This window comes from Salmonella sp. SJTUF15570, assembly GCF_043357055.1.
GTDB lineage: Bacteria > Pseudomonadota > Gammaproteobacteria > Enterobacterales > Enterobacteriaceae > Salmonella > Salmonella enterica.
Genome location: NZ_JBEUKJ010000001.1, coordinates 164971 through 185793, shown reverse-complemented (window position 1 = coordinate 185793; position 20823 = coordinate 164971). Strand labels below are relative to the sequence as shown.

22 protein-coding genes and 1 pseudogene are annotated in these 20823 nt (G+C 50.4%); 13 read left to right on the top strand and 10 right to left on the bottom strand.

Going from position 1 to position 20823, the window contains the following annotated elements; genetic code table 11:
• Window positions 1-4: 4 nt before the first annotated feature.
• Both cho and nadE read right to left on the bottom strand, forming a co-directional pair.
• Window positions 5-886: an excinuclease Cho gene (cho, locus tag ABVN44_RS00960; RefSeq protein ID WP_023231505.1), complete on the bottom strand. Its 882-nt coding sequence runs from the start codon at window positions 884-886 to the stop codon at window positions 5-7.
• A 120-nt stretch (window positions 887-1006) separates the two neighbouring features.
• Window positions 1007-1834, bottom strand: coding sequence for an ammonia-dependent NAD(+) synthetase (gene nadE / locus ABVN44_RS00955; RefSeq protein ID WP_000174982.1), 828 nt, complete (start codon window positions 1832-1834; stop codon window positions 1007-1009).
• 218 nt (window positions 1835-2052) lie between these two features.
• Between nadE and osmE the strand changes: the two genes are divergently transcribed.
• From osmE to chbG, 7 genes are all read left to right on the top strand, one after another.
• The gene (gene osmE / locus ABVN44_RS00950) at window positions 2053-2394 is read left to right on the top strand and encodes an osmotically-inducible lipoprotein OsmE (RefSeq protein ID WP_001039301.1); all 342 of its coding nucleotides are present in this window, start codon (window positions 2053-2055) and stop codon (window positions 2392-2394) included.
• A gap of 300 nt (window positions 2395-2694) precedes the next feature.
• Window positions 2695-3015 (top strand): PTS N,N'-diacetylchitobiose transporter subunit IIB, encoded by a 321-nt coding sequence (chbB, locus tag ABVN44_RS00945; protein WP_000412161.1) that lies wholly within the window; start codon window positions 2695-2697, stop codon window positions 3013-3015.
• 82 nt (window positions 3016-3097) lie between these two features.
• Window positions 3098-4456 (top strand): PTS N,N'-diacetylchitobiose transporter subunit IIC, encoded by a 1359-nt coding sequence (gene chbC, locus ABVN44_RS00940; protein WP_000073067.1) that lies wholly within the window; start codon window positions 3098-3100, stop codon window positions 4454-4456.
• 50 nt (window positions 4457-4506) lie between these two features.
• Window positions 4507-4854: a PTS N,N'-diacetylchitobiose transporter subunit IIA gene (gene chbA, locus ABVN44_RS00935; protein WP_000459883.1), complete on the top strand. Its 348-nt coding sequence runs from the start codon at window positions 4507-4509 to the stop codon at window positions 4852-4854.
• Between the two features lie 10 nt (window positions 4855-4864).
• A complete protein-coding gene (chbR, locus tag ABVN44_RS00930; RefSeq protein WP_000983393.1) occupies window positions 4865-5707 on the top strand; it encodes a transcriptional regulator ChbR in 843 nt (280 codons plus the stop codon).
• Window positions 5708-5831: 124 nt separating this feature from the next.
• Entirely contained in the window at window positions 5832-7187 is a 1356-nt protein-coding gene (locus tag ABVN44_RS00925) for a 6-phospho-beta-glucosidase (protein WP_023231504.1), read from the top strand.
• 12 nt (window positions 7188-7199) lie between these two features.
• The gene (gene chbG / locus ABVN44_RS00920) at window positions 7200-7958 is read left to right on the top strand and encodes a chitin disaccharide deacetylase (RefSeq protein WP_000442730.1); all 759 of its coding nucleotides are present in this window, start codon (window positions 7200-7202) and stop codon (window positions 7956-7958) included.
• Between the two features lie 43 nt (window positions 7959-8001).
• Here the strand turns inward: chbG and katE are convergent, their stop codons facing one another.
• The gene (gene katE / locus ABVN44_RS00915) at window positions 8002-10254 is read right to left on the bottom strand and encodes a catalase HPII (RefSeq protein ID WP_023231503.1); all 2253 of its coding nucleotides are present in this window, start codon (window positions 10252-10254) and stop codon (window positions 8002-8004) included.
• Window positions 10255-10618: 364 nt separating this feature from the next.
• Between katE and cedA the strand changes: the two genes are divergently transcribed.
• Window positions 10619-10861: a cell division activator CedA gene (gene cedA / locus ABVN44_RS00910; RefSeq protein ID WP_000977510.1), complete on the top strand. Its 243-nt coding sequence runs from the start codon at window positions 10619-10621 to the stop codon at window positions 10859-10861.
• A gap of 102 nt (window positions 10862-10963) precedes the next feature.
• Here cedA and tcyP read toward each other — a convergent pair whose 3' ends face one another.
• The 3 genes from tcyP to hxpB form a co-directional block, all read right to left on the bottom strand.
• Entirely contained in the window at window positions 10964-12355 is a 1392-nt protein-coding gene (tcyP, locus tag ABVN44_RS00905) for a cystine/sulfocysteine:cation symporter (RefSeq protein WP_001010662.1), read from the bottom strand.
• Between the two features lie 136 nt (window positions 12356-12491).
• The gene (locus ABVN44_RS00900; protein WP_000505804.1) at window positions 12492-13091 is read right to left on the bottom strand and encodes a metal-dependent hydrolase; all 600 of its coding nucleotides are present in this window, start codon (window positions 13089-13091) and stop codon (window positions 12492-12494) included.
• A gap of 137 nt (window positions 13092-13228) precedes the next feature.
• Entirely contained in the window at window positions 13229-13897 is a 669-nt protein-coding gene (gene hxpB / locus ABVN44_RS00895; protein ID WP_000106854.1) for a hexitol phosphatase HxpB, read from the bottom strand.
• A 148-nt stretch (window positions 13898-14045) separates the two neighbouring features.
• On the opposite strand from hxpB, the gene ABVN44_RS00890 reads away from it, so the two are divergent.
• Complete coding sequence (locus ABVN44_RS00890) at window positions 14046-14582, top strand: YniB family protein (protein WP_023231501.1); 537 nt, start codon at window positions 14046-14048, stop codon at window positions 14580-14582.
• A 42-nt stretch (window positions 14583-14624) separates the two neighbouring features.
• Here the strand turns inward: ABVN44_RS00890 and ABVN44_RS00885 are convergent, their stop codons facing one another.
• The 3 genes from ABVN44_RS00885 to pfkB form a co-directional block, all read right to left on the bottom strand.
• Window positions 14625-15485 (bottom strand): fructosamine kinase family protein, encoded by an 861-nt coding sequence (locus tag ABVN44_RS00885; protein WP_000267686.1) that lies wholly within the window; start codon window positions 15483-15485, stop codon window positions 14625-14627.
• A gap of 106 nt (window positions 15486-15591) precedes the next feature.
• A complete protein-coding gene (ghoS, locus tag ABVN44_RS00880) occupies window positions 15592-15882 on the bottom strand; it encodes a type V toxin-antitoxin system endoribonuclease antitoxin GhoS (RefSeq protein WP_000146133.1) in 291 nt (96 codons plus the stop codon).
• 96 nt (window positions 15883-15978) lie between these two features.
• The gene (gene pfkB, locus ABVN44_RS00875) at window positions 15979-16911 is read right to left on the bottom strand and encodes a 6-phosphofructokinase II (protein ID WP_000251697.1); all 933 of its coding nucleotides are present in this window, start codon (window positions 16909-16911) and stop codon (window positions 15979-15981) included.
• A 288-nt stretch (window positions 16912-17199) separates the two neighbouring features.
• Here pfkB and ABVN44_RS00870 point away from each other — a divergent pair, with 288 nt between their 5' ends.
• Window positions 17200-17958: a YdiY family protein gene (locus ABVN44_RS00870; RefSeq protein WP_000770979.1), complete on the top strand. Its 759-nt coding sequence runs from the start codon at window positions 17200-17202 to the stop codon at window positions 17956-17958.
• A 48-nt stretch (window positions 17959-18006) separates the two neighbouring features.
• Here the strand turns inward: ABVN44_RS00870 and ABVN44_RS00865 are convergent, their stop codons facing one another.
• Window positions 18007-18966, bottom strand: a complete 960-nt coding sequence (locus tag ABVN44_RS00865) for a lipid A deacylase LpxR family protein (RefSeq protein WP_023231432.1) — start codon at window positions 18964-18966, stop codon at window positions 18007-18009.
• A 142-nt stretch (window positions 18967-19108) separates the two neighbouring features.
• Here ABVN44_RS00865 and ABVN44_RS00860 point away from each other — a divergent pair, with 142 nt between their 5' ends.
• The 3 genes and pseudogenes from ABVN44_RS00860 to ABVN44_RS00850 all read left to right on the top strand — a co-directional run bounded on the left by ABVN44_RS00860 (window position 19109) and on the right by ABVN44_RS00850 (window position 20652).
• Complete coding sequence (locus ABVN44_RS00860; RefSeq protein ID WP_023231433.1) at window positions 19109-19423, top strand: hypothetical protein; 315 nt, start codon at window positions 19109-19111, stop codon at window positions 19421-19423.
• The gene (locus ABVN44_RS00855; RefSeq protein ID WP_129339445.1) at window positions 19420-20274 is read left to right on the top strand and encodes a DNA/RNA non-specific endonuclease; all 855 of its coding nucleotides are present in this window, start codon (window positions 19420-19422) and stop codon (window positions 20272-20274) included. Before ABVN44_RS00860 ends, ABVN44_RS00855 begins: the two co-directional genes overlap by 4 nt.
• Window positions 20275-20446: 172 nt before the next feature.
• Window positions 20447-20652, top strand: a pseudogene (locus ABVN44_RS00850) (hypothetical protein).
• Window positions 20653-20823: the final 171 nt, after the last annotated feature.

Genomic DNA, 20823 nt, shown 5'->3' with positions numbered 1-20823 from the left:
TTCTTTATGACTGACGACAGTCGGTGTGCAGTTCAATGATCTCATATTGACCTGACATTAGTGGCTTACAGAGAATTTTATAGCCATCCTGATCAAAGCCCGCAGGGGTGCGCACCAGGGTGGCGGCCTCATCCAGCGAGGGTACCGCCCCCAGCCATAACCAGTTGTTGATAATGTGGAACTGGGTCATTTGTGGGCGGCTCTCTTTTAACGCGATAGCGCCATTCCAGGGCCAGCAAACCACACGTAACCGTTCCAGTGAGGCCTGCAGGCGAAGAAAATGCGCCTGCGGGGTTTCTTGCCCACAACACGCGCCAGCGCAGCGCTTCAGCGCGAAACGAAAACAGGCGCGCCCACGGCTTACCGGTTCAAGCCCCAGCAGGCCATAACACAATTTTTGTTCATCGGCGAGGTTCTGTAAGCTTTGCAGCGCTGCCCGACGGTTGGCGAAGAGCCCAAACAGGTTCGGCTCATGGGAAAAATCGACGCTGCGGGCGGAAACGACCTCAATCTTTTGTTCGCTCAACTGTAGAGAGCAAAGCTGGCGATTGCGCCGTAACCGCTTGTTAAACAGCGGCTGTTGTTCTTTGATCAGCCGCGCCTCCAGCAGCAACGCGCCCATTTCCCCAGCGGTGCAGATCCAGCTTATCCGCCGCGCCTGTCGCAGCATAGCGGCCTCGTCAGGCGTTCGCAGATGTGAGAGCACCCGGCTGCGAATATTTACGCTTTTACCGATATAAAGCGGCAGCGTCTCGCTTTCGCTATGAAATATATAGACGCCCGGTAAGGCTGGCGCTTCGCTGAGGAAAGGACGTAAATGTTCTGGATATTCGTAAATGGCCGCTGCTTCAAACTCAAGGCGGGGGGCTGATTGACGCCGTACCACAGTGATCTCCGTTAACTGGTTATTCATCCAGTATAACAGCGGATGGGTGATTAAAAAAGAGGCTGGGAAGAGAGGAGGCCGGATAGACGAGCGATATCCGGCACAACAGTAGAAGTACGCTTACTTTTTCCAAAAGTCGTCGAATACCGTAATCGGCAAACGGCGCTTATGTTCAGTTTTTACATACCAGCCTTCGATAGTTTTAGCGATGGCGGAGTCCAGCGTTTTGCCTTCCAGGTAATCGTCAATATTGTCATACGTTACGCCCAGCGCGGCTTCATCAGGCAGTGAAGGGCGGTCGTCTTCCAAATCGGCGGTGGGGACTTTTTTATACAGATGCTCAGGACAGCCCAGCGCTGCGAGAAGCTGTTTGCCCTGGCGTTTGTTAAGGCGATGAAGCGGGTTAATATCGGTACCGCCATCGCCATATTTGGTGAAGAACCCGGTTATCGCTTCCGCCGCATGGTCGGTGCCCACCACGACGCCGTGAGTCATACCGGCGATGCTATATTGCGCTTTCATTCGCTCACGCGCTTTTTCATTGCCGCGAACAAAATCGCTCAGCTCAATTCCCGCTTCGCGCAGCGCCTGTTCGCTGGCGAGGACGGCGCCTTTAATATTGACGGTGAGTACTCTGTCCGGCTGAATAAAAGCGATGGCGTCCTGGCAATCCTGTTCATCGGCCTGTACGCCATAAGGCAGACGAACGGCGATAAACTGCAGCGCATTATCACCAGTCTCTTCCCGCAATTCGGCGATAGCCATCTGGCTAAGTTTCCCGGCCAGCGTCGAATCCTGCCCGCCGCTGATGCCTAACACCAGCGATTTCAAAAAGGGATAGGTTTTCAGGTACGCTTTAAGAAAATCCACGCTGCGGCGAATTTCTTCTTCAGGGTTGATATGCGGTTTCGCGCCAAGCGCCTGGATTATCTCTTGCTGCAGAGTCATTTAACCCCCTTCGACATTAAAAAAATGAATCTTTACCCTGTTAAAGCTAACCCTTCGCCGCTGAAACGACAAGGTTTGGCGGGCTAAGCGGTGTTTAAAACAACATATCGCTGCGTTAGAGAATTTTCCGAAAGACTTTTTGTGGCGAGGCGCGGCTTGAAAAATGTTCTGATGTATTCCAGGCTTACATAACACGCTGATAAACAAGAGGACGGAAAATGAACAAGAACGTAGCAGGAATTTTAAGCGCAGCGGCGGTAATGACTATGCTGGCAGGCTGTACGGCGTATGATCGTACAAAAGACCAATTTGTTGAGCCTGTCGTTAAAGATGTTAAAAAAGGAATGAGCAGGGCGCAAGTTGCGCAGATTGCGGGCAAACCGTCATCTGAAGTGAGCATGATTCATGCGCGTGGTACCTGTCAGACCTACATCCTGGGTCAACGTGATGGTAAAGCGGAAACCTACTTTGTTGCGCTGGATGATACCGGGCACGTGATTAACTCCGGCTACCAGACCTGTGCGGAGTACGACACTGACCCACAGGCGCCGAAGCAGTAACAACTGTACATTGCCTGAACATTCAAGGAAACCGGCCTGCGAGCCGGTTTTTTTGTGCCTGCCATAACCTTATTTATTATCGCGAATTATTTGCCCGAAATGTGAGGGGGGTCATAACGCCAGGTCAATGAGAGACAATTTAGTGGGTCAAGGAAATACCATCCGGCGGTCCGATCCCGTATACTCATTTCAGCCACCTAAAAAAGTAAATCCGGTTACGCAAGTCGCCCAGAGTATGGATGCAGGTTGAGGCTTGCGGCGTATCTGGTTGACAGATAATCGCACATGAGGAAGGTTTTTATGGAAAAGAAACACATTTATCTGTTTTGTTCTGCGGGCATGTCAACATCGTTACTGGTATCAAAAATGCGCGCTCAGGCTGAAAAATATGAAGTGCCGGTGATTATTGAAGCATTCCCTGAAACCCTGGCCGGTGAAAAAGGCCCGGCAGCGGACGTCGTGTTATTAGGCCCGCAAATTGCTTATATGCTCCCCGAAATTCAGCGTTTATTACCCGGTAAACCGGTAGAAGTCATTGATTCAATGTTGTACGGCAAGGTAGATGGCTTAGGCGTGCTTAAAGCTGCGGTAGCGGCAATTAAAAAAGCCGCCGCGAATTAATTATTTTTTAATTTTTCCCGTCAAAGAGTTATTTCATACACTAACCGCAATATTTTATTGCGGTATTTAAGGGTATTTTTCTATGAGTAACGTTATTGCTTCACTTGAAAAGGTACTCCTTCCTTTTGCTGTAAAAATAGGAAAGCAGCCACACGTTAATGCAATCAAGAACGGCTTTATTCGTTTAATGCCATTAACCCTTGCGGGGGCGATGTTTGTATTAATTAATAACGTTTTCCTGAGCTTTGGGGAGGGGTCGTTTTTTTATTCCATGGGCATTCGGCTTGATGCCTCAACCATTGAAACTCTTAATGGATTGAAAGGCATCGGCGGGAACGTCTATAACGGCACATTGGGCATTATGTCGCTCATGGCGCCATTTTTTATCGGCATGGCGCTGGCGGAAGAGCGCAAGGTTGATGCGCTGGCCGCCGGACTGCTCTCCGTGGCGGCATTTATGACCGTAACGCCGTATAGTGTCGGCGAGGCCTATGCCGTAGGCGCTAACTGGCTGGGCGGCGCGAATATTATCTCCGGTATTATTATTGGCCTGGTGGTCGCGGAAATGTTTACATTTGTTGTCCGGCGCAACTGGGTGATTAAACTACCGGACAGCGTACCGGCTTCTGTGTCTCGTTCATTCTCAGCATTAATTCCCGGCTTTATTATTCTCTCTATTATGGGGATTATTGCCTGGGCGCTGTCTAATTACGGTTCTAACTTCCATCAGATTATTATGGACACTATCTCTACGCCGCTGGCATCGCTGGGTAGCGTGGTAGGGTGGGCATATGTCATTTTTGTACCGCTGCTGTGGTTCTTTGGTATTCATGGTTCGCTGGCGCTGACCGCGCTGGATAGCGGCATCATGACGCCCTGGGCGCTGGAAAATATCTCTATTTACCAGCAGTATGGCTCCGTCGATGCGGCGCTGGAAGCCGGTAAAACGTTCCATATCTGGGCGAAACCGATGCTGGATTCTTATATCTTCCTCGGTGGCAGCGGCGCAACGCTGGGTCTGATCATCGCTATCTTCCTGGCATCCCGTCGCGCGGACTATCGCCAGGTGGCAAAACTGGCGCTGCCGTCAGGTATCTTCCAGATTAACGAACCCATCCTGTTTGGCCTGCCGATTATTATGAACCCGGTGATGTTTATCCCCTTCATTCTGGTACAGCCGATTCTGGCGGCGATTACGCTGGTGGCTTACTATTTGGGTATTATTCCGCCGATTACCAATATTGCGCCGTGGACCATGCCAACCGGGCTGGGGGCGTTCTTTAACACCAACGGCAGCGTTGCCGCATTACTGGTTGCGCTATTTAACCTGGCGGTCGCTACCCTGATTTATCTCCCCTTCGTGGTGGTGGCTAACAAAGCGCAGAACGCCATTGAGCAGGAAGAAAGCGAAGAAGATATCGCTAACGCACTGAAATTCTAAACTCCGCGTCGGCATGGGATGCCATGCCGGGCTGAATCAGAGGAAAGACTATGTTTGATCTTGAAAATGTTGTAGATAACCAGACAGCGGCTGAGGAACTCGAAGAAGTCGTTATGGGGCTTATCATCAATTCTGGTCAGGCGCGCAGCCTGGCATATGGCGCGCTCAGAAAAGCGAAAGAAGGCGATTTTGAGGCGGCGAAAGCGATGATGGACCAGTCGCGCATAGCGCTCAATGAAGCGCATCTTGTGCAGACAAAACTCATCGAAGGCGATCAGGGCGAAGGCAAAATGAAAGTCAGTCTGGTCCTGGTTCACGCTCAGGATCATTTGATGACATCAATGCTGGCTCGTGAACTGATCGCCGAGTTGATTGAGCTCCATGAGAAACTGAAATAACAGGGGGCGGATGATGCAGCTACAGGTTAACGCAACGGAAATCAAAACGGTTTATGAGCAGCAGCTCTTCAATGGCAAAAATTTCCATGTGTTTATCTATAACAAGACGGAAAGCGTCACCGGGCTGCATCAGCACGACTACTATGAATTTACCCTGGTATTAACCGGACGTTATTACCAGGAGATTAACGGGAAGCGTGTGCTGCTGGAACGTGGAGATTTTGTTTTTATCCCGGTGGGGTCGAATCACCAAAGTTTCTATGAGTTTGGCGCAACGCGTATTCTGAACGTAGGAATTAGTAAACGTTTTTTTGAACAGCATTATCTTCCGTTACTGCCGTTTTGTTTTGTGGCATCGCAGGTATACAGGGCGAATAGCACCTTCCTTACCTATATTGAAACGGTGATTGCGTCGTTGAATTTTCGCGGCAATGGACTCGACGAATTTATCGAAGTGGTGACATTTTATATTATAAACCGCTTACGTCATTACCGCGAAGAGCAGGTTTATGATGATATTCCACAATGGCTGAAAGCAACCGTGGAGATAATGCATGATAAAACGCAGTTTGGCGAACATGCGCTGGAAAATATGGTGCGCCTGTCGGCAAAATCCCAGGAGTATCTGACGCGCGCCACCCGACGTTATTACAGCAAAACGCCGATGCAAATCATTAATGAGATTCGCATTAACTTTGCCAAGAAACAGTTGGAAATGACCAACTATTCGGTTACGGATATTGCTTATGAAGCCGGGTATAGTAGTCCAAGTCTGTTTATTAAAACGTTTAAGAAGATGACCTCATTTACGCCGAATAGTTATCGGAAACGATTGACGGAAATTAATGAGTAACGGTTTGCATTGCTCGATTAATTACATTTCACGCTTGCCCCAATAGCGCGGGGAACGTCACGCTATTTCTTACGAGCGGGCATAGCGTAATACATATCAGTGTCATACACTGAAGGGAGATATTATGAGCCAGAAATTAAAAGTCGTCACTATTGGTGGCGGGAGCAGCTACACCCCTGAATTACTTGAAGGCTTTATTAAGCGCTACCATGAATTACCTGTCACCGAATTATGGCTGGTTGATGTTGAAGACGGGAAAGAGAAGCTGGACATTATTTATGATCTCTGCCAGCGAATGATTAATAAAGCAGGCGTTCCGCTAAAATTGTATAAAACGCTGGATCGCCGGGAAGCGCTGAAAGACGCTAATTTTGTCACTACCCAGCTACGCGTTGGTCAACTCAAAGCCCGTGAACTGGACGAGCGTATCCCGCTTAGCCACGGCTATCTGGGGCAAGAAACCAACGGCGCTGGCGGTTTATTTAAAGGGTTGCGTACCATTCCGGTTATTTTTGACATCATTAAGGATGTTGAAGAATTATGTCCGAATGCGTGGGTCATTAACTTTACTAACCCGGCGGGGATGGTGACGGAAGCGGTTTATCGTCATACCAACTTTAAAAAATTCATCGGCGTATGTAATATTCCTGTCGGCATGAAAATGTTTATTCATGACGTGCTGGCGCTGAATGAGAATGACGATCTTTCCATTGACCTGTTTGGTCTAAACCATATGGTCTTTATTAAAGATGTGCTGGTGAATGGCACCTCACGGTTCGCAGAATTACTGGATGGCGTGGCGTCCGGTCAGTTGAAAGCGTCAACCGTAAAAAATATCTTTGATCTGCCGTTTAGTGAAGGATTGATTCGCTCGCTGAACATGCTGCCGTGCTCTTATTTGTTGTATTACTTCAAGCAAAAAGAGATGTTGGCGATTGAAATGGGCGAATATTACAAAGGCGGCGCGCGCGCTCAGGTCGTACAGAAAGTGGAGAAACAACTCTTCGACTTGTACAAAAATCCTGAGCTAAACGTGAAGCCGAAAGAGCTTGAGCAACGCGGCGGCGCTTATTATTCTGATGCCGCTTGTGAAGTCATTAACGCTATTTATAATGACAAGCAGACTGAGCATTACGTTAATATTCCACATCATGGGCATGTCGAGAATATCCCGGCGGACTGGGCGGTGGAAATGACCTGCATTCTGGGACGCAATGGCGCGACGCCGCACCCGCGTATCACCCGTTTTGACGAAAAAGTGCTGGGGCTTATCCACACGATTAAAGGATTTGAGGTCGCGGCCAGCAATGCGGCGCTGAGCGGAAACTTTAATGATGTGCTGCTGGCGCTTAACCTGAGTCCGCTGGTGCATTCCGACCGCGACGCAGAAGTCCTGGCGCGTGAGCTCATTCTGGCGCATGAAAAATGGCTGCCTAATTTTGCCGCTTGCATCGAAGCGCTGAAAGGTAAGCACCACTGACAGAGGTAGGCTATGGAACGCGTGTTGATTGTGAATGCCGATGATTTTGGCCTGAGTAAAGGGCAAAATTACGGCATTGTTGAAGCATATCGCAACGGCGTTGTGACCTCCACGACGGCGCTGGTCAATGGCGAGGCTATTGACCATGCGGCGCAGCTTAGCCGCGAGCTGCCTGCGCTTGGGGTGGGAATGCATTTTGTTTTGACGTTAGGCAAACCGGTGTCAGAGATGCCGGGCCTGACGCGAGACGGCCTGTTGGGGAAATGGATCTGGCAAATGGCGGAGGAGGATACGCTTCCGCTGGATGAAATTGCGCATGAACTGGCGTGTCAGTATCAGCGTTTCATCGACGTATTTGGCCGCGAGCCAACGCATCTCGACAGTCACCATCATGTGCATATGTTCCCGCAAATTTTCCCCATCGTCGCCCGCTTTGCGGCGCAGCGCGGGATTGCGTTACGTATTGACCGCCAGACGGTGTTGAACGCCGACGATCTGCCGTCGGATTTGCGCAGCACTCAAGGATTTAGTAGTGAATTTTACGGCGAGGAGATCACCGAAGCGTGCTTTTTACGCATTCTGGATGCCTCGGCGCATCGAGGAGAAGCCTCTCTGGAGGTGATGTGTCATCCGGCGTTTGTGGATAACATTATTCGCCAGAGCGCCTATTGTTACCCCCGCTTAACTGAACTGGAGGTGTTGACGTCTGCGTCACTCAAGGCAGCGATTGCGGAACGTGGATATCGTCCTGGCAGTTTTCTTGATATTTAGCTCCTGAGTTTGCGGCGCAAGAATGCGCCGCATTTTTTGCCGTTTATGCAGGAATCGCGTTAATTTTCCCCGCACGCGACCAGACACGGTGTGCCGCCATCAGCGTCAGCAGAGTGTCCATAAAGTGGTGGTCAACGTTATCTGCCTCAACAAGTCCTTCTTCCCCCTGGCTATCAATGTTTAAAAGCGCCTTAAACCGTCGGGCGTCGCCTGCCAGTGCGATGGGCTTCAGATGTTTGTAGGCTTCCAGAAGGTAGTAACGGGCATCGCCGCAACTTTCGATATCGGCAATATTGCCGCACGGTACTATTACCGCATCGACCGTTAGCGACGGCGCGCCGGCAAAGGTTGCCGCAATAGTTAATGTTGAACCGTCATCAGCCGTTACTTCACCCATCCGTGAATAGAGCAGTTTTGCGTGGACGCCTTTAGCTTTTAAAGCCTGCAAAATGGTCAGCAGATCGGCGGCGTTAACCTTGTCGTTCAGCAGGATAGCGACCACGCGGCCTTTAACATCGCCGTCCGGCACCGCATACAGGCTGAGCGCCGGATCTTTTTTCAGACCGTTGACATCAGGAGGCGGGGCAATTTGCGTTTGCTCTTGGGTGAGTGCAAAACCGAGATTATGCGCGACGCCCTCAGCCAGCGTAACATCAATATGCGCTAACTGATCGACCACCCGCTCCCGAATATACGCGCGGGCGACTTTACCCAGTTCAAAGCTGAACGCGTCAATAATATGCTGCTGTTCTATCGGCGTCTGACTGAGCCAGAACAGGCGAGGATGCGAGTAATATTCACCGAAAGAGGGGCTGCGTTCGCGGATTTTATTGCCATCCACGCGTTCCTGGTATGATTCGAAGCCGCCGCGTTTTGGCGCTGGCGGCGTTTCGCGCGGCCAGTTGTCATTAATGGAGTTCGGTTCATAGTTCGCCGGATTGGTGTCGATATCCATCCGGTGCATACCGTCACGCTGGAAGTTATGGTAGGGGCAGGTAGGGCGGTTAATCGGAATTTCGTGGAAGTTTGGCCCGCCCAGGCGACTGATTTGCGTGTCGGTATAAGAGAACAGACGCCCCTGTAACAGCGGATCGTTGGTAAAATCAATGCCGGGAACAATATGTCCTGGATGAAATGCCGCCTGTTCGTTTTCAGCGAAAAAGTTATCCGGATTACGGTTTAACACCATTTTGCCGACGCGTTGTACTGGCACCAACTCTTCCGGAATCAGTTTGGTCGGATCGAGCAGATCAAAATCGAATTTAAATTCATCCTCTTCGGCAATGAGTTGTAGGCCCAGCTCGTATTCCGGGAAATCGCCCGCTTCGATGGCCTCCCACAGATCCCGGCGGTGAAAATCCGGATCGCGACCGGTCAGTTTTTGTGACTCATCCCACACCAGCGAGGCTTTACCTGCCAACGGTTTCCAGTGGAAACGGACAAAGGTCGCTTTCCCTTGCGCATTGATCAGACGGAAGGTGTGAATGCCGAACCCTTCCATCGTCCGATAACTCCGTGGAATACCGCGATCCGACATTGCCCATATGACGTTGTGCAGCGTCTCAGGCTGTAAGGAAACATAGTCCCAGAAGGTGTCGTGCGCGCTCTGCCCTTGCGGAATAGCCCAATGTGGTTCGGGCTTAACGGCGTGCACAAAATCCGGAAACTTATGCGCATCCTGGATAAAAAAGATCGGCGTGTTATTACCGACGAGATCGAAAATTCCCTCTTCGGTATAAAATTTGGTCGCAAAACCGCGGATATCACGTACGGTATCAGCAGACCCCGCGCCGCCCTGTACTGTCGAAAAGCGAACAAAGACCGGGGTAATTTTCTGTGGATCGCACAGAAACGCGGCTTTCGTGATGTCGCTCAGGTCTTTATATGGCTGAAAATAGCCGTGCGCTGCTGATCCGCGGGCGTGAACGATCCTCTCCGGGATACGCTCATGGTCAAAGTGGGTAATTTTCTCGCGCAGGATAAAATCTTCCAACAGCGTAGGGCCACGGCTGCCGGCGCGAAGAGAATTTTGATCGTCGGCGATGCGCACGCCCTGATTGGTGGTCAGCGCATAATTTTCGCTGCCTTTACGAAAGGCGTCGAGGGCAGTGAGCTTATCATTCGCGGTCTCGGGCGCTTTTAAGCTGCCGGGGGCCGTTGGTTGCGCGCCCGGCGGCGTCGGTTCTGGCGTGGGGCGATGTGAACCGTCTGACGGCGCCAGGGAGTCCAGGCCGGGCTGTGATTCACGGGTATCATGCACGGGGGACTGATGGGGGGATTTCTCATTATGCGACATTGAACTCGTCTCCTGCTTTCATCACTGAAATGGGCGTGGTAGTAGTCAAAATCACTCTAACTATAGAACATTTCAGCAATTATGCCGGGGGAGAGCGGAACGGCAGACAAGGCTCAATAGGGAAATCGCACGCGCGGAACAGGACGTCGGGGGCGAAGATCGGCTAAAATAGTGTTTTTCTGATTTTTAGCCTTAGAGCCTATCCCAGTAGGCGTTATTGGCGCAGCCAGTTTGGACACGGACAGCGCGCAAAAACCGGAGCGTACACGTAGTACGTGAGGATTTTGAGCACTGCCCAGGACCAAAATGGCAAGTAAAATAGCCCTAATGGGATAGGCTCTTAGCCTCTTTTAGTGAAGCATTAATGATGAAACCTCTTCGCCAGCAAAATCGCCAGATTATTAGCTATATTCCGCGTGTTGAACCCGCGCCGCCGGAACATGCGATAAAAATGGATACGTTTCGCGACGTCTGGATACTGCGCGGTAAATATGTTGCCTTTGTTCTGACGGGGGAGTCATTTCAACGGTCGCCCGCCTTTAGCGTGCCAGAATCGGCGCAGCGTTGGGCGAATCAGGTTCGCCAGGAAAACGAAATCGCTGACTAAGAAAAAAACAAAACGCCGGTACTGGAGACCGGCGTTTTTAGTGACAGACATTTTGAGTTGCTGATCGTCGTGTCTCAGACGATGTGAACTCCCGATAATGTATTATCGATGCGCCAGTTCAGCGTCTTCTTCGCTATCGAGAATGGTTTTATCGGTCTGTTTCAGCCACTGGCTGGTCAGCGTACCCGCGGTCATTGAGCCACTCACGTTCAGTGCGGTACGGCCCATATCAATCAACGGTTCGACGGAGATTAACAGCGCGACCAGCGTGACCGGTAAGCCCATGGCAGGCAGCACAATCAGCGCGGCGAAGGTCGCGCCGCCGCCAACGCCGGCAACACCCGCCGAACTTACGGTAACGATACCCACCAGCGTGGCTATCCATACGGGGTCTAAGGGGTTGATGCCGACCGTCGGCGCAACCATTACCGCCAACATCGCAGGATAAAGACCGGCACAACCGTTTTGGCCGATGGTCGCGCCAAAAGAGGCAGCAAAGCTGGCGATGGACTCCGGCACGCCCAGGCGGCGGGTTTGCGCTTCCACATTAAGTGGAATGGAGGCGGCGCTGGAGCGGCTGGTAAAGGCAAATGTCAGCACCGGCCACACCTTGCGGAAATATTTCAGCGGGCTAATCCCGTTCACGCCCAATAGTATGCCGTGAACCACAAACATTATCGCCAGACCAAGATATGACGCTACCACGAAGCTTCCAAGCTTAATGATGTCCTGCAGATTAGAGCCGGCAACCACTTTCGTCATCAGCGCCAGTACGCCATAAGGCGTAAGTTGCATCACCAGACGCACCAGCTTCATCACCCAGCTTTGCAGGGTATCGATAGCAACAAGCACACGCTCGCCTTTTGGCGCATCATCTTTCAGCAGTTTAAGCGCGGCCACGCCCAGGAATGCGGCGAAAATCACCACGCTGATAATAGACGTAGGATTTGCGCCAGTCAGATCCGCAAACGGATTTTTCGGTACAAAAGACAGCACCAGTTGCGGCACGCTGAGATCGGCCACTTTGCCGACATAGCTCGTCTCAATGGCATTCAGACGCGCGGTTTCCGCGCCGCCCTGAACCAGACCTTCCGCCGTCAGTCCGAACAGATTGGTGACCAGCACGCCCACCAGCGCTGCGATAAGGGTAGTAAACAGCAGCGTGCCGATAGTCAGAAAACTGATTTTCCCCAATTGAGAGGCGTTATGCAGTCGTGCCACGGCGCTTAAAATAGAGGCGAATACCAGCGGCATCACAATCATTTGTAGCAATTGCACATAGCCGTTGCCGACAATATTGAACCACTGAATGGAGTCTTTTAACACCTGACTGTCAGCGCCATAAATGGTGTGCAGGGCCAGACCAAAGACCACGCCCATCACAAGGCCGACAAGCACTTTTTTAGCCAGACTCCACTGTTTATGACGGGCCTGCGCCAGTACAAACAGCAGAATGACGAACACCGCAATGTTCGCAATTAATGGAAAATTCATCCCCGTTCTCCTGATTTTTTTATTATGAAGCGCTGTGTTTTAGCGATTCTGTTCGCGCAAGATTAGCAGAACTGTGAGCTGGCTCTTATATTCAAATGGAATGGTTTATGCCAAAAATGACTTTGGCGTTGATTTACTAATCAATCTGGTGATTTATAAAACGATTGAACTGCATTTGCAGGATAGTGATCATCTGCGAAGACCAGCGTATGACGTTGTTTTCCGGCATGGACTGCGGCATCCACACCGCCCAGGCAAACAACGCCATACATAAAAATCGCTCCAGTTGATTGCCTTTGCGCGGCGCCAGAATAGGCAGGCGGAAACGCCAGCGGCACGGCCACAGTAAGGGAACGCCTGCGGGGGTGAGCATATCCGCGACGATATGGCTTAAATAGCCGAGTACCATGCCTTGCAGCGCATCCGCCGGGATAATCCACGTATCCGGAACCTTGAGATAAAAGGTCGCCAGTAGGGCAAAGACCGCCAGCAGACTATGGGTAAACCCCCGGTGACCGAATGCGCGGGCGATCGGTTTCGATACCCATTTCAGGCGCTGACCAAGAAAAGATTTGGGGTGGTCGATATCCGGCAGCAGACAGGTCAAAATAGCCGAAGGAATAATATGCCACCAGTCGCCGTGTGCAAGGACGGGCGTTAACTCGGCATTCTTGGCGAAAACCGCGCTGGCTATAGAAAAAAGAAGATGTCCTTCCGCCGTCATGATAAAACCCATTAAACTGTCAATTCATACAGTATAGGGTTTTTATACAGTAGGCGGAAGTGGTGACGTTGTAACTCTTTGTCTCTGTCAAAGCCGCTTGCCGTCTGGCTCAGCGGCTAATTGCCCGTTGACTTTGTTTCGGAAACATCTTAACCGAGTAGATGCGCCGCCGTCAGCTCTGTCAGTGAGTTAAGTTTGACATTCGCCAGCGCAAAGCGCGGATCATGCTGGTTTTCTTCTGCTGGCACCACAATGGCGCGCATTCGCGCCGCCTTTGCCGCGATTAAACCATTCACCGAATCTTCCAGCGCCACGCAGGTTAATGGATCAACGCCTAATTTGGCCGCACAATCCAGATAGACCTGCGGGTGCGGTTTGCTGTAGGGCAATTTTTCCGCAGAAGCCAGCGCGTCAAAACTGTCGCGCAGTTCAAACATGGTGAGCACTTTTTCCAGCATATGCAGCGGCGATGCCGAGGCAAGCCCCACTAATAACCCCTGCGCTTTACACAGTGCCACGGCCTCGCGCACACCCGGCAAAAGAGGGCGCGTCTCTTCGATAAGCGTAATCGCGCGGGCAATAACACGGTTTGTCACTTCCTGGCGATCGGGGCCGCTCCACGGTTGCTGCGCAAACCAGAGATCGACAACCATATCAATGCGTAGCCCAAGCGTGTCTGGTAACTCATGGCGCCGAGTAATATCTACGCCTAAACTTGCCATCACGTCCAGTTCAGCGCGATCCCAGAGCGGTTCGGAATCGATCAGTAGTCCATCCATATCGAAAATTGCAGCAAGAATTTGACGTGGGGTTGACATCACAACCTCTCCTGTTGAGATTAAAAAATAACGAATTAAGCGTTCATTATGACCATGTTCTTAGTATATCGCCCTTAAAGATCAGGCGAAAACGGGAATTAACAGGTAGACTTAGGCCAAAACGACGCGTCTTTATCAAGGGGAACTCATGACGTATCAACAAGCTGGACGCATTGCAATCCTAAAAAGAGTTGTTGGGTGGGTTATTTTTATTCCGGCACTGCTTTCCACGCTCATCTCAGTCCTTAAATTTATGTATGCGCACAGTGAAAAGCAGGAGGGGATAAATGCGGTAATGCTGGATTTTACCCACGTAATGATAGACATGATGCGCGTGAATACGCCGTTTCTGAATGTTTTTTGGTACAACTCGCCGACGCCGAATTTTCAGGGAAACCTGAATATCGGTTTCTGGCTCATTTTTATTCTGATTTTTGTCGGGCTGGCGATGCAGGATTCCGGCGCCAGAATGAGCCGCCAGTCACGTTTTTTACGTGAAGGCGTGGAAGATCAGTTGATCCTGGAAAAAGCAAAAGGCGCGGAAGGACTAACGCGTGAGCAGATAGAGTCACGTATCGTGGTGCCGCACCATACCATCTTTTTACAGTTTTTCCCGCTCTATATTTTGCCGGTCATTATTATCGTGCTCGGCTACTTTTTCTTTTCCTTGTTAGGCTTCATGTAAACTGAAAAATGCCGGATAGCCCGTATCCGGCATGGGCTGTACCTATACCGCAAGCAGCCGATCCATCGCTTTTTGCGCAGTAGCCAGGTGCTGACCGCCAAACAGCCTTGCCCGATTAAGCAGGGTGTAGAGCTGGTAAATCGGCTGCCTGTCGAGAAAATCCAGCGGTAGCGGCGAAACGGACTGATAGCCGTCATAAATCTGCGGTGGCTGATCGGTATGCAGCGGCAGCATCGCCAGATCGCATTCTCTGTCGCCCCAATAGCAGGCTGGATCGAAGATATAGGGGCCGTCAGGGCCAAGCGCGCAGTTCGCCGACCATAGATCGCCATGCAAAAGAGAAGGCTGCGGTTGATGCGACGCCAGACGTTGCTGAACATGTTCAACAATGGCGTCAATATTACCAAAGGTAATGCCTTTTTCCGCGGCGAGTTCAAGCTGCCAGCCAATGCGCTGTTCGGCGAAAAAAGTCGACCAACGGCGTTGCCAGGTATTCGGCTGCGGTGTGGTAGAGAGCGCGTTATCAAAATCGAGGCCGAATTGAGGTTGGTCGCTCCATTGGTGCAGGCGCGCCAGCTGTTGCCCAAGAATAAACGCATTATGGGCATCCAGCGGGCGGGGCGAGAGGTAGTCCATGACTAAAAAGCTGTAATCCCGATCCGAACCTACCGCCCATACCTTAGGCACAACAACGGTTTTACTGCGGGAGAGCAGCTCCAGCTGATCGGCTTCTGCGGTAAAACCGCGGAGCATTTCTCGTTCATCGCACTTCACGAAAAAATCATGGCCTGCATAACGTAAATGCCATGCGGCATGAACTTCTCCGCCTGGCAGTTCATTACGCAGTTCGATTTCGCCTTCACCGACTTGCTCGCTTAAAAGACGACTGATAGCTTGCCACATAATGTCTCTCCCCACGTTGTCTGCCAGATCATAAGGTTAGCGCAAAAATGCGGTTGAAAAATACGAACTAACGCACATCGCGGACGCGCCGCGGCGGGAATGGCACTTATTGTGCGTTTTTACTCCACGCCTCCCAGGTCGCCACGGTAATGTCGACATCCTTATCTAACGCGCTTTTCGCAAGTCCGGCGACAAGCGCTTTGATTTCATCAGCGCTCTGAGCGCTAACAAAGCCAAACGTATTGGTGCCGAGCTCATGCACATTCCCTTCATCGTCCGTTAATGTCAGCAAAAAACCGCTACGCGTCAGATGGTTATTGAGTTCGTTAATCTCGGTCAGGGAATCTTCATGGAAGGTTACGGTAATAACATAACGGGTAATATCGCCACTGGCCATCGTTCACCTCGTTGGGAGCAACTGTGTTTTTAACAGCGGCGGATGCGCCGCCCGTTAACCGATTTTCCGGTATCCCCCTCGGCGAGGGGGAAACGATTATTGCGCGGAAAGATAGGCGTATATTTTTTGGGTATCGTCACGAGAACACAAACGCGTACCTTGATTGAGCGTAGCGGCGCTGCCTGCCGCCACACCGAAGCGCACCATCTCTTCCAGCGACGCGTCTTGCGCCAGTTTTAACGTCATCGCGCCCACCATACTGTCGCCTGCGCCGACAGTACTTTGACTTTTCACCGGGGGAGGAACAACCTGGATGCAATTCTCACTGTCTATGCCCAGCGCCCCTTGCGGCCCCAGAGAGACCACTACCCGGCGAGCCTTGCCGCTTTGCACTAATTCCTGGGCCGCTTTACGCACATCATCAGGCTGCGTCAGATCGCGATTGACTAACGCGCTCAATTCTTTCAGGTTAGGTTTCACCAGTTCGATATCGCCAAGCGCCAACGCAGCGGTGAGCGCGTCGCCAGAGCTATCAATAATGCAGCGAATGCCTTGCTTCTGCGCGGCGGAAATCAGTTGCGTGAGTTTCTCGACCTTAACGCCGGGCGGAAGGCTGCCGCTGATAACCAGAATTGCCCCGGATTCAATTTCCAGTACCTGTTCTTCAAGCTGGCGAAATTCGTCATCGTCCAGCGTGGCACCGGGCATAACAAAACGATATTGTTCGCCGCTGGACTCGACGTGGACGTGCAGGTTCTGACGCGTCCAGTCCTTCGCATCGACGGTAGACACGGGGACATTTTCGTCAGCCAGTAGTGCGACCAGATGTTCGCCGGTAGCGCCGCCAGCCGGGAAAATTGCGGTCGCGGCGCCGCCAAGATGCGCAATGGCGCGAGCGACATTAATACCCCCGCCGCCGGGTTCGAATACCGGCGCGGAGCACCGCAGTTTACCTTCGGGATAAATTTGCGGCGTGATTGTTGCGCTATCGAGAGAGGGCGCAAGCGTCAACGTATAGATACGTACCATCGTTACCTCCTGTTAGGCTGATTTCAGTCTGGCACTTAATCCCCGGAAAGTGAAGGAATTAACAATATGATTTTCCGGATCTTTATTTAAAGAAGTACGATGTAAAGTTATATAAATAAATGAATGCTTCGGGAGGGTTCTTATTCAAAAAATGAAATAGTAATTGATTGCTATGTTATTCGGGGCTTCTTATAATTCGCTACCTTTCCAGGGGCGTTTGTCATTGATCCCTATGAAAGTTTCCGGGACCGTCGTGGTCTCTTTTTTAGTTGTACGGACTCTATATAAATGAAGCTTTTGAAGGCAGTACCCGCTGTAGTTATGCTGGCGGGTGGCGTGTTCGCGTCTCTGTATGCCGCCGCCGATGATTCCGTTTTTACTGTCATGGATGATCCCTCCACCGCGAAAAAACCTTTTGAAGGTAATCTGAATGCGGGCTACCTTGCTCAGTCAGGCAATACTAAAAGTTCTTCCTTAACGGCTGACACGGCGATGACCTGGTATGGACAACGTACCGCCTGGTCATTATGGGGCAATGCCAGCAATACCTCCTCTAATGATGAGCGCTCTTCAGAAAAATATGCGATAGGCGCGCGTAACCGTTTTAATATGACGGATTATGATTATACCTTTGGCCAGGCCAGTTGGCTGACAGACCGTTTCAACGGTTATCGTCAGCGCGACGTACTGACCGCCGGTTACGGGCGGCAGTTCCTTAATGGTCCAGTGCACAGCTTCCGTTTTGAATTCGGTCCTGGGGTTCGCTATGACGAACATACGGACGATACTACTGAAACGCAGCCGTTGGGTTATGCTTCCGGCAGCTATGCCTGGCAGTTAACTGACAATGCTAAGTTTACACAGGGGGTGTCAGTATTTGGCGCAGAAGACACCACACTAAATTCGGAAACAGCCCTCAATGTCGCCATTAACGAACATTTTGGTCTAAAGGTGGGGTATAATTTAACGTGGAACTCGCAGCCGCCTGAATCAGCGCCTGAACATACCGATCGCCGCACTACGGTAACGCTGGGCTATAAGATGTAATATTGCGCCGGGTTACGTTACGTAACCCGGTTATTCCGTGGTGACGCCTCAGAAGAAGAAGGTGATGTCGCCGTTGATATAAGAATAGTCGTCTCCGGTGCGAAATTCCGACGTGACTTTGTTTAAAGAAAGAGAAAATGCGACGGGAGAATAGCCGATGGTGGCACCGACGCGATATTCATCCACGGTTTTATTAATATCCACCGTTTCCATTTTTGTTTGCAGCGTTTTCCCCTGTAACGTGTAGTTTTTATCAACTTCCCTGCGCTCAACGCCAGCAAATACTTTATAGATCAATCCCTCTTTTTGAGTGTGTATTAACCCTCGGCGGGACAGTAACCCAAACCCATTATCAGAGTTGAAGGTCTTATCATTTCCCAGCGCAACGGTTGCGCCGTACCCCAAATACTGGAAGAGATTGCCGCCGACAGCAGAGACTTCTGGATAGAAGCCCACATTGACACCCAGAATATCAATAGCTGGCGTAAGGGAGACCATTCCTTTTGCCGTGTAACCATAACGGTTTTCAATTTGATCCTGCCAGGCAGGGTATTTTTCTGCGCCTATTATTCGATGCGCCCGATTCTGAACCTCCTGACCGCCTGCGTCAGGACCAATAACGCCAATATCGGTACCTAAACGATAACGTAACCAATTGGTGGCTAATGAATTCCACTCCAGTCCGGTATGAAGAAAGGCGCTGAACGCGCGGTCGCCTTTGACGGCTTCAGGCTTTCTCTTATTGGCGCCTGATGGAGAATAAATATCTTGCGCGATATGAAAAGAGAGTTGACTGTCGTCAGTGAGATCGTGGCTGTAGCCTAAAAAGAGCCCGGCAGTATAATCACCCCGGTCTGCAGCCGGGTGCCCATAAAGGGCATTTAAGGATGGTTGAAATATACCTGCATCATCATTCGCCACTGAAATAGCAAGGCTACTGGCATTGGCCATTGTGGTCGTACTGAGTATGGCGGCAATCATCGTTGCGCAATAGCTGTATTTGTTCACTTTTTACCCCTGAATATGAAAGTGAATACTCTTATTTTTACAAAGTAATAAGCACAGCAGCATGATGCGCAGTGCCTATTAAACCTTTAAATATAACTAAACTCCTGCCAGCAGCGAGTCATTGAGAGGATACGTTGCCTTAATGTTGAAAAATGGTGTTAAAAAACATGCGCCAGATATTATTGAATATCCATTTTTCATTCGCTATCTGAGTGCGAGAAATTATTGGCTTCACGATTATGCATATAATACGATGTTTTTTGGTATCAATATGGATATCACGTTGTATTCTTTTGAGCTCATTTTCTTTGATGGCTTCGATGTTTATCTGTTATTAATTTTTACCGTGATAGTGTTGTCTTTAATGATGAGCGCATCTAACGGCTGGCAGGGTAATATAACCAAATTATTGCTACCTGAATTATTAGGGCAGTTATTATTAAGGAAGAAAAAATGAATAAAACCATTAATCTGCTAAAATTACTGCCCGTAGTATTATTAAGCGCATGTACTACATCGTATCCTCCCCAGGATACAACATCGGCACCCGAGTTACCCCATCGTAACGTACTCGTTCAGCAACCTGATAACTGTAGCGTTGGCTGTCCTCAAGGAGGAAGTCAACAAACAATCTATCGCCATGTCTATACGCTCAATAATAATAGCGCCACGAAATTTGCCAACTGGGTTGCCTATAGCGTGACAAAGACCAGCCAGGCAAGCGGTCGCCCGCGGAACTGGGCGCAGGACCCCGATTTACCGCCCTCGGATACGTTGGCCCCTTCGGCCTATAAAAATGCCCATACGCTATTAAAAGTCGACAGGGGACACCAGGCGCCGTTGGCAGGATTGGGCGGCGTTTCGGACTGGCCGTCGTTAAATTATTTATCGAATATTACGCCGCAGAAATCCGCCCTGAACCAGGGAGCATGGGCTGCACTGGAAAACCGGGTGCGCGAACTTGCCAAACAGGCTGATGTATCTGTAGTGCACGTAGTGACCGGCCCCCTTTTTGAGCGGCATATCGCCACATTGCCAGAAGATGCGACGGTAGAGATTCCCAGCGGGTACTGGAAGGTTTTATTCACCGGAACGGCGCCGTCAAAAAGTGAAGGAAATTACGCTGCGTTTATTATGGATCAGAATACGCCCCGTTCGGCGAATTTTTGCGACTATCAGGTTACCGTGGACGCTATCGAACATAAAATGAAGCCAGTGCTGACGCTGTGGTCTGCCTTGCCTGAAGCGGTAGCCAGCGAGGTGAAAACAACAAAGGGGAGTCTGGCGCAGAAGTTAGGTTGTCGATGAGAAGCGCTATACGGCGCGTGGAAAGATAATGGAAAAACTCTGTCAAGGGCCTTGATTTGCTACAGAGTGATGCAATCTCCCTTTTTTTAGTGTTACCATCGTCATGCCGGACGAAAATAGCGATTTTCGTCTGTGTCGAAGGTTGTGCGCCAATTTAGCAATGGTTGGCTAGATGGATACACAACTCACTGTCAATAAATTCATTTTCTCTTTGTATGTGATCTTGCGTATAAGTACTATCCTTCATTCACATCCATTCACGTTCGTTTAAACCTGTTTCACCAGTTCCGCGTTATTACTAGTAATAACGCATATATATGTTTCATACCGTTTCACATTGATCCCTTTCGTGCCGTAAGATGTGTGTACCTAATCTAACTTAAGCAGGGAACTGTCATTCATAACACAGCGTTTATTGGTATCAATGGTAGATTATATTACGGTGATAATCATCGGGATGATCCGCATATGAGTAGATGTGGATTAGGGCGGAGTAGCGGCAGGACTAATAATAACCGGCGGCGAGAAATACATAATTGAGGGGCTATT

Bases quoted from the DNA above. Each gene is read 5' to 3' on its own strand.
- nadE (WP_000174982.1), bottom strand. From the start codon at position 1,834: ATGACTCTGCAGCAAGAGATAATCCAGGCGCTTGGCGCGAAACCGCAT.
- osmE (WP_001039301.1), top strand. From the start codon at position 2,053: ATGAACAAGAACGTAGCAGGAATTTTAAGCGCAGCGGCGGTAATGACT.
- chbB (WP_000412161.1), top strand. From the start codon at position 2,695: ATGGAAAAGAAACACATTTATCTGTTTTGTTCTGCGGGCATGTCAACA.
- chbC (WP_000073067.1), top strand. From the start codon at position 3,098: ATGAGTAACGTTATTGCTTCACTTGAAAAGGTACTCCTTCCTTTTGCT.
- chbA (WP_000459883.1), top strand. From the start codon at position 4,507: ATGTTTGATCTTGAAAATGTTGTAGATAACCAGACAGCGGCTGAGGAA.
- chbR (WP_000983393.1), top strand. From the start codon at position 4,865: ATGATGCAGCTACAGGTTAACGCAACGGAAATCAAAACGGTTTATGAG.
- ABVN44_RS00925 (WP_023231504.1), top strand. From the start codon at position 5,832: ATGAGCCAGAAATTAAAAGTCGTCACTATTGGTGGCGGGAGCAGCTAC.
- chbG (WP_000442730.1), top strand. From the start codon at position 7,200: ATGGAACGCGTGTTGATTGTGAATGCCGATGATTTTGGCCTGAGTAAA.
- katE (WP_023231503.1), bottom strand. From the start codon at position 10,254: ATGTCGCATAATGAGAAATCCCCCCATCAGTCCCCCGTGCATGATACC.
- cedA (WP_000977510.1), top strand. From the start codon at position 10,619: ATGATGAAACCTCTTCGCCAGCAAAATCGCCAGATTATTAGCTATATT.
- tcyP (WP_001010662.1), bottom strand. From the start codon at position 12,355: ATGAATTTTCCATTAATTGCGAACATTGCGGTGTTCGTCATTCTGCTG.
- ABVN44_RS00900 (WP_000505804.1), bottom strand. From the start codon at position 13,091: ATGGGTTTTATCATGACGGCGGAAGGACATCTTCTTTTTTCTATAGCC.
- hxpB (WP_000106854.1), bottom strand. From the start codon at position 13,897: ATGTCAACCCCACGTCAAATTCTTGCTGCAATTTTCGATATGGATGGA.
- ABVN44_RS00890 (WP_023231501.1), top strand. From the start codon at position 14,046: ATGACGTATCAACAAGCTGGACGCATTGCAATCCTAAAAAGAGTTGTT.
- ABVN44_RS00885 (WP_000267686.1), bottom strand. From the start codon at position 15,485: ATGTGGCAAGCTATCAGTCGTCTTTTAAGCGAGCAAGTCGGTGAAGGC.
- ghoS (WP_000146133.1), bottom strand. From the start codon at position 15,882: ATGGCCAGTGGCGATATTACCCGTTATGTTATTACCGTAACCTTCCAT.
- pfkB (WP_000251697.1), bottom strand. From the start codon at position 16,911: ATGGTACGTATCTATACGTTGACGCTTGCGCCCTCTCTCGATAGCGCA.
- ABVN44_RS00870 (WP_000770979.1), top strand. From the start codon at position 17,200: ATGAAGCTTTTGAAGGCAGTACCCGCTGTAGTTATGCTGGCGGGTGGC.
- ABVN44_RS00860 (WP_023231433.1), top strand. From the start codon at position 19,109: ATGTTGAAAAATGGTGTTAAAAAACATGCGCCAGATATTATTGAATAT.
- ABVN44_RS00855 (WP_129339445.1), top strand. From the start codon at position 19,420: ATGAATAAAACCATTAATCTGCTAAAATTACTGCCCGTAGTATTATTA.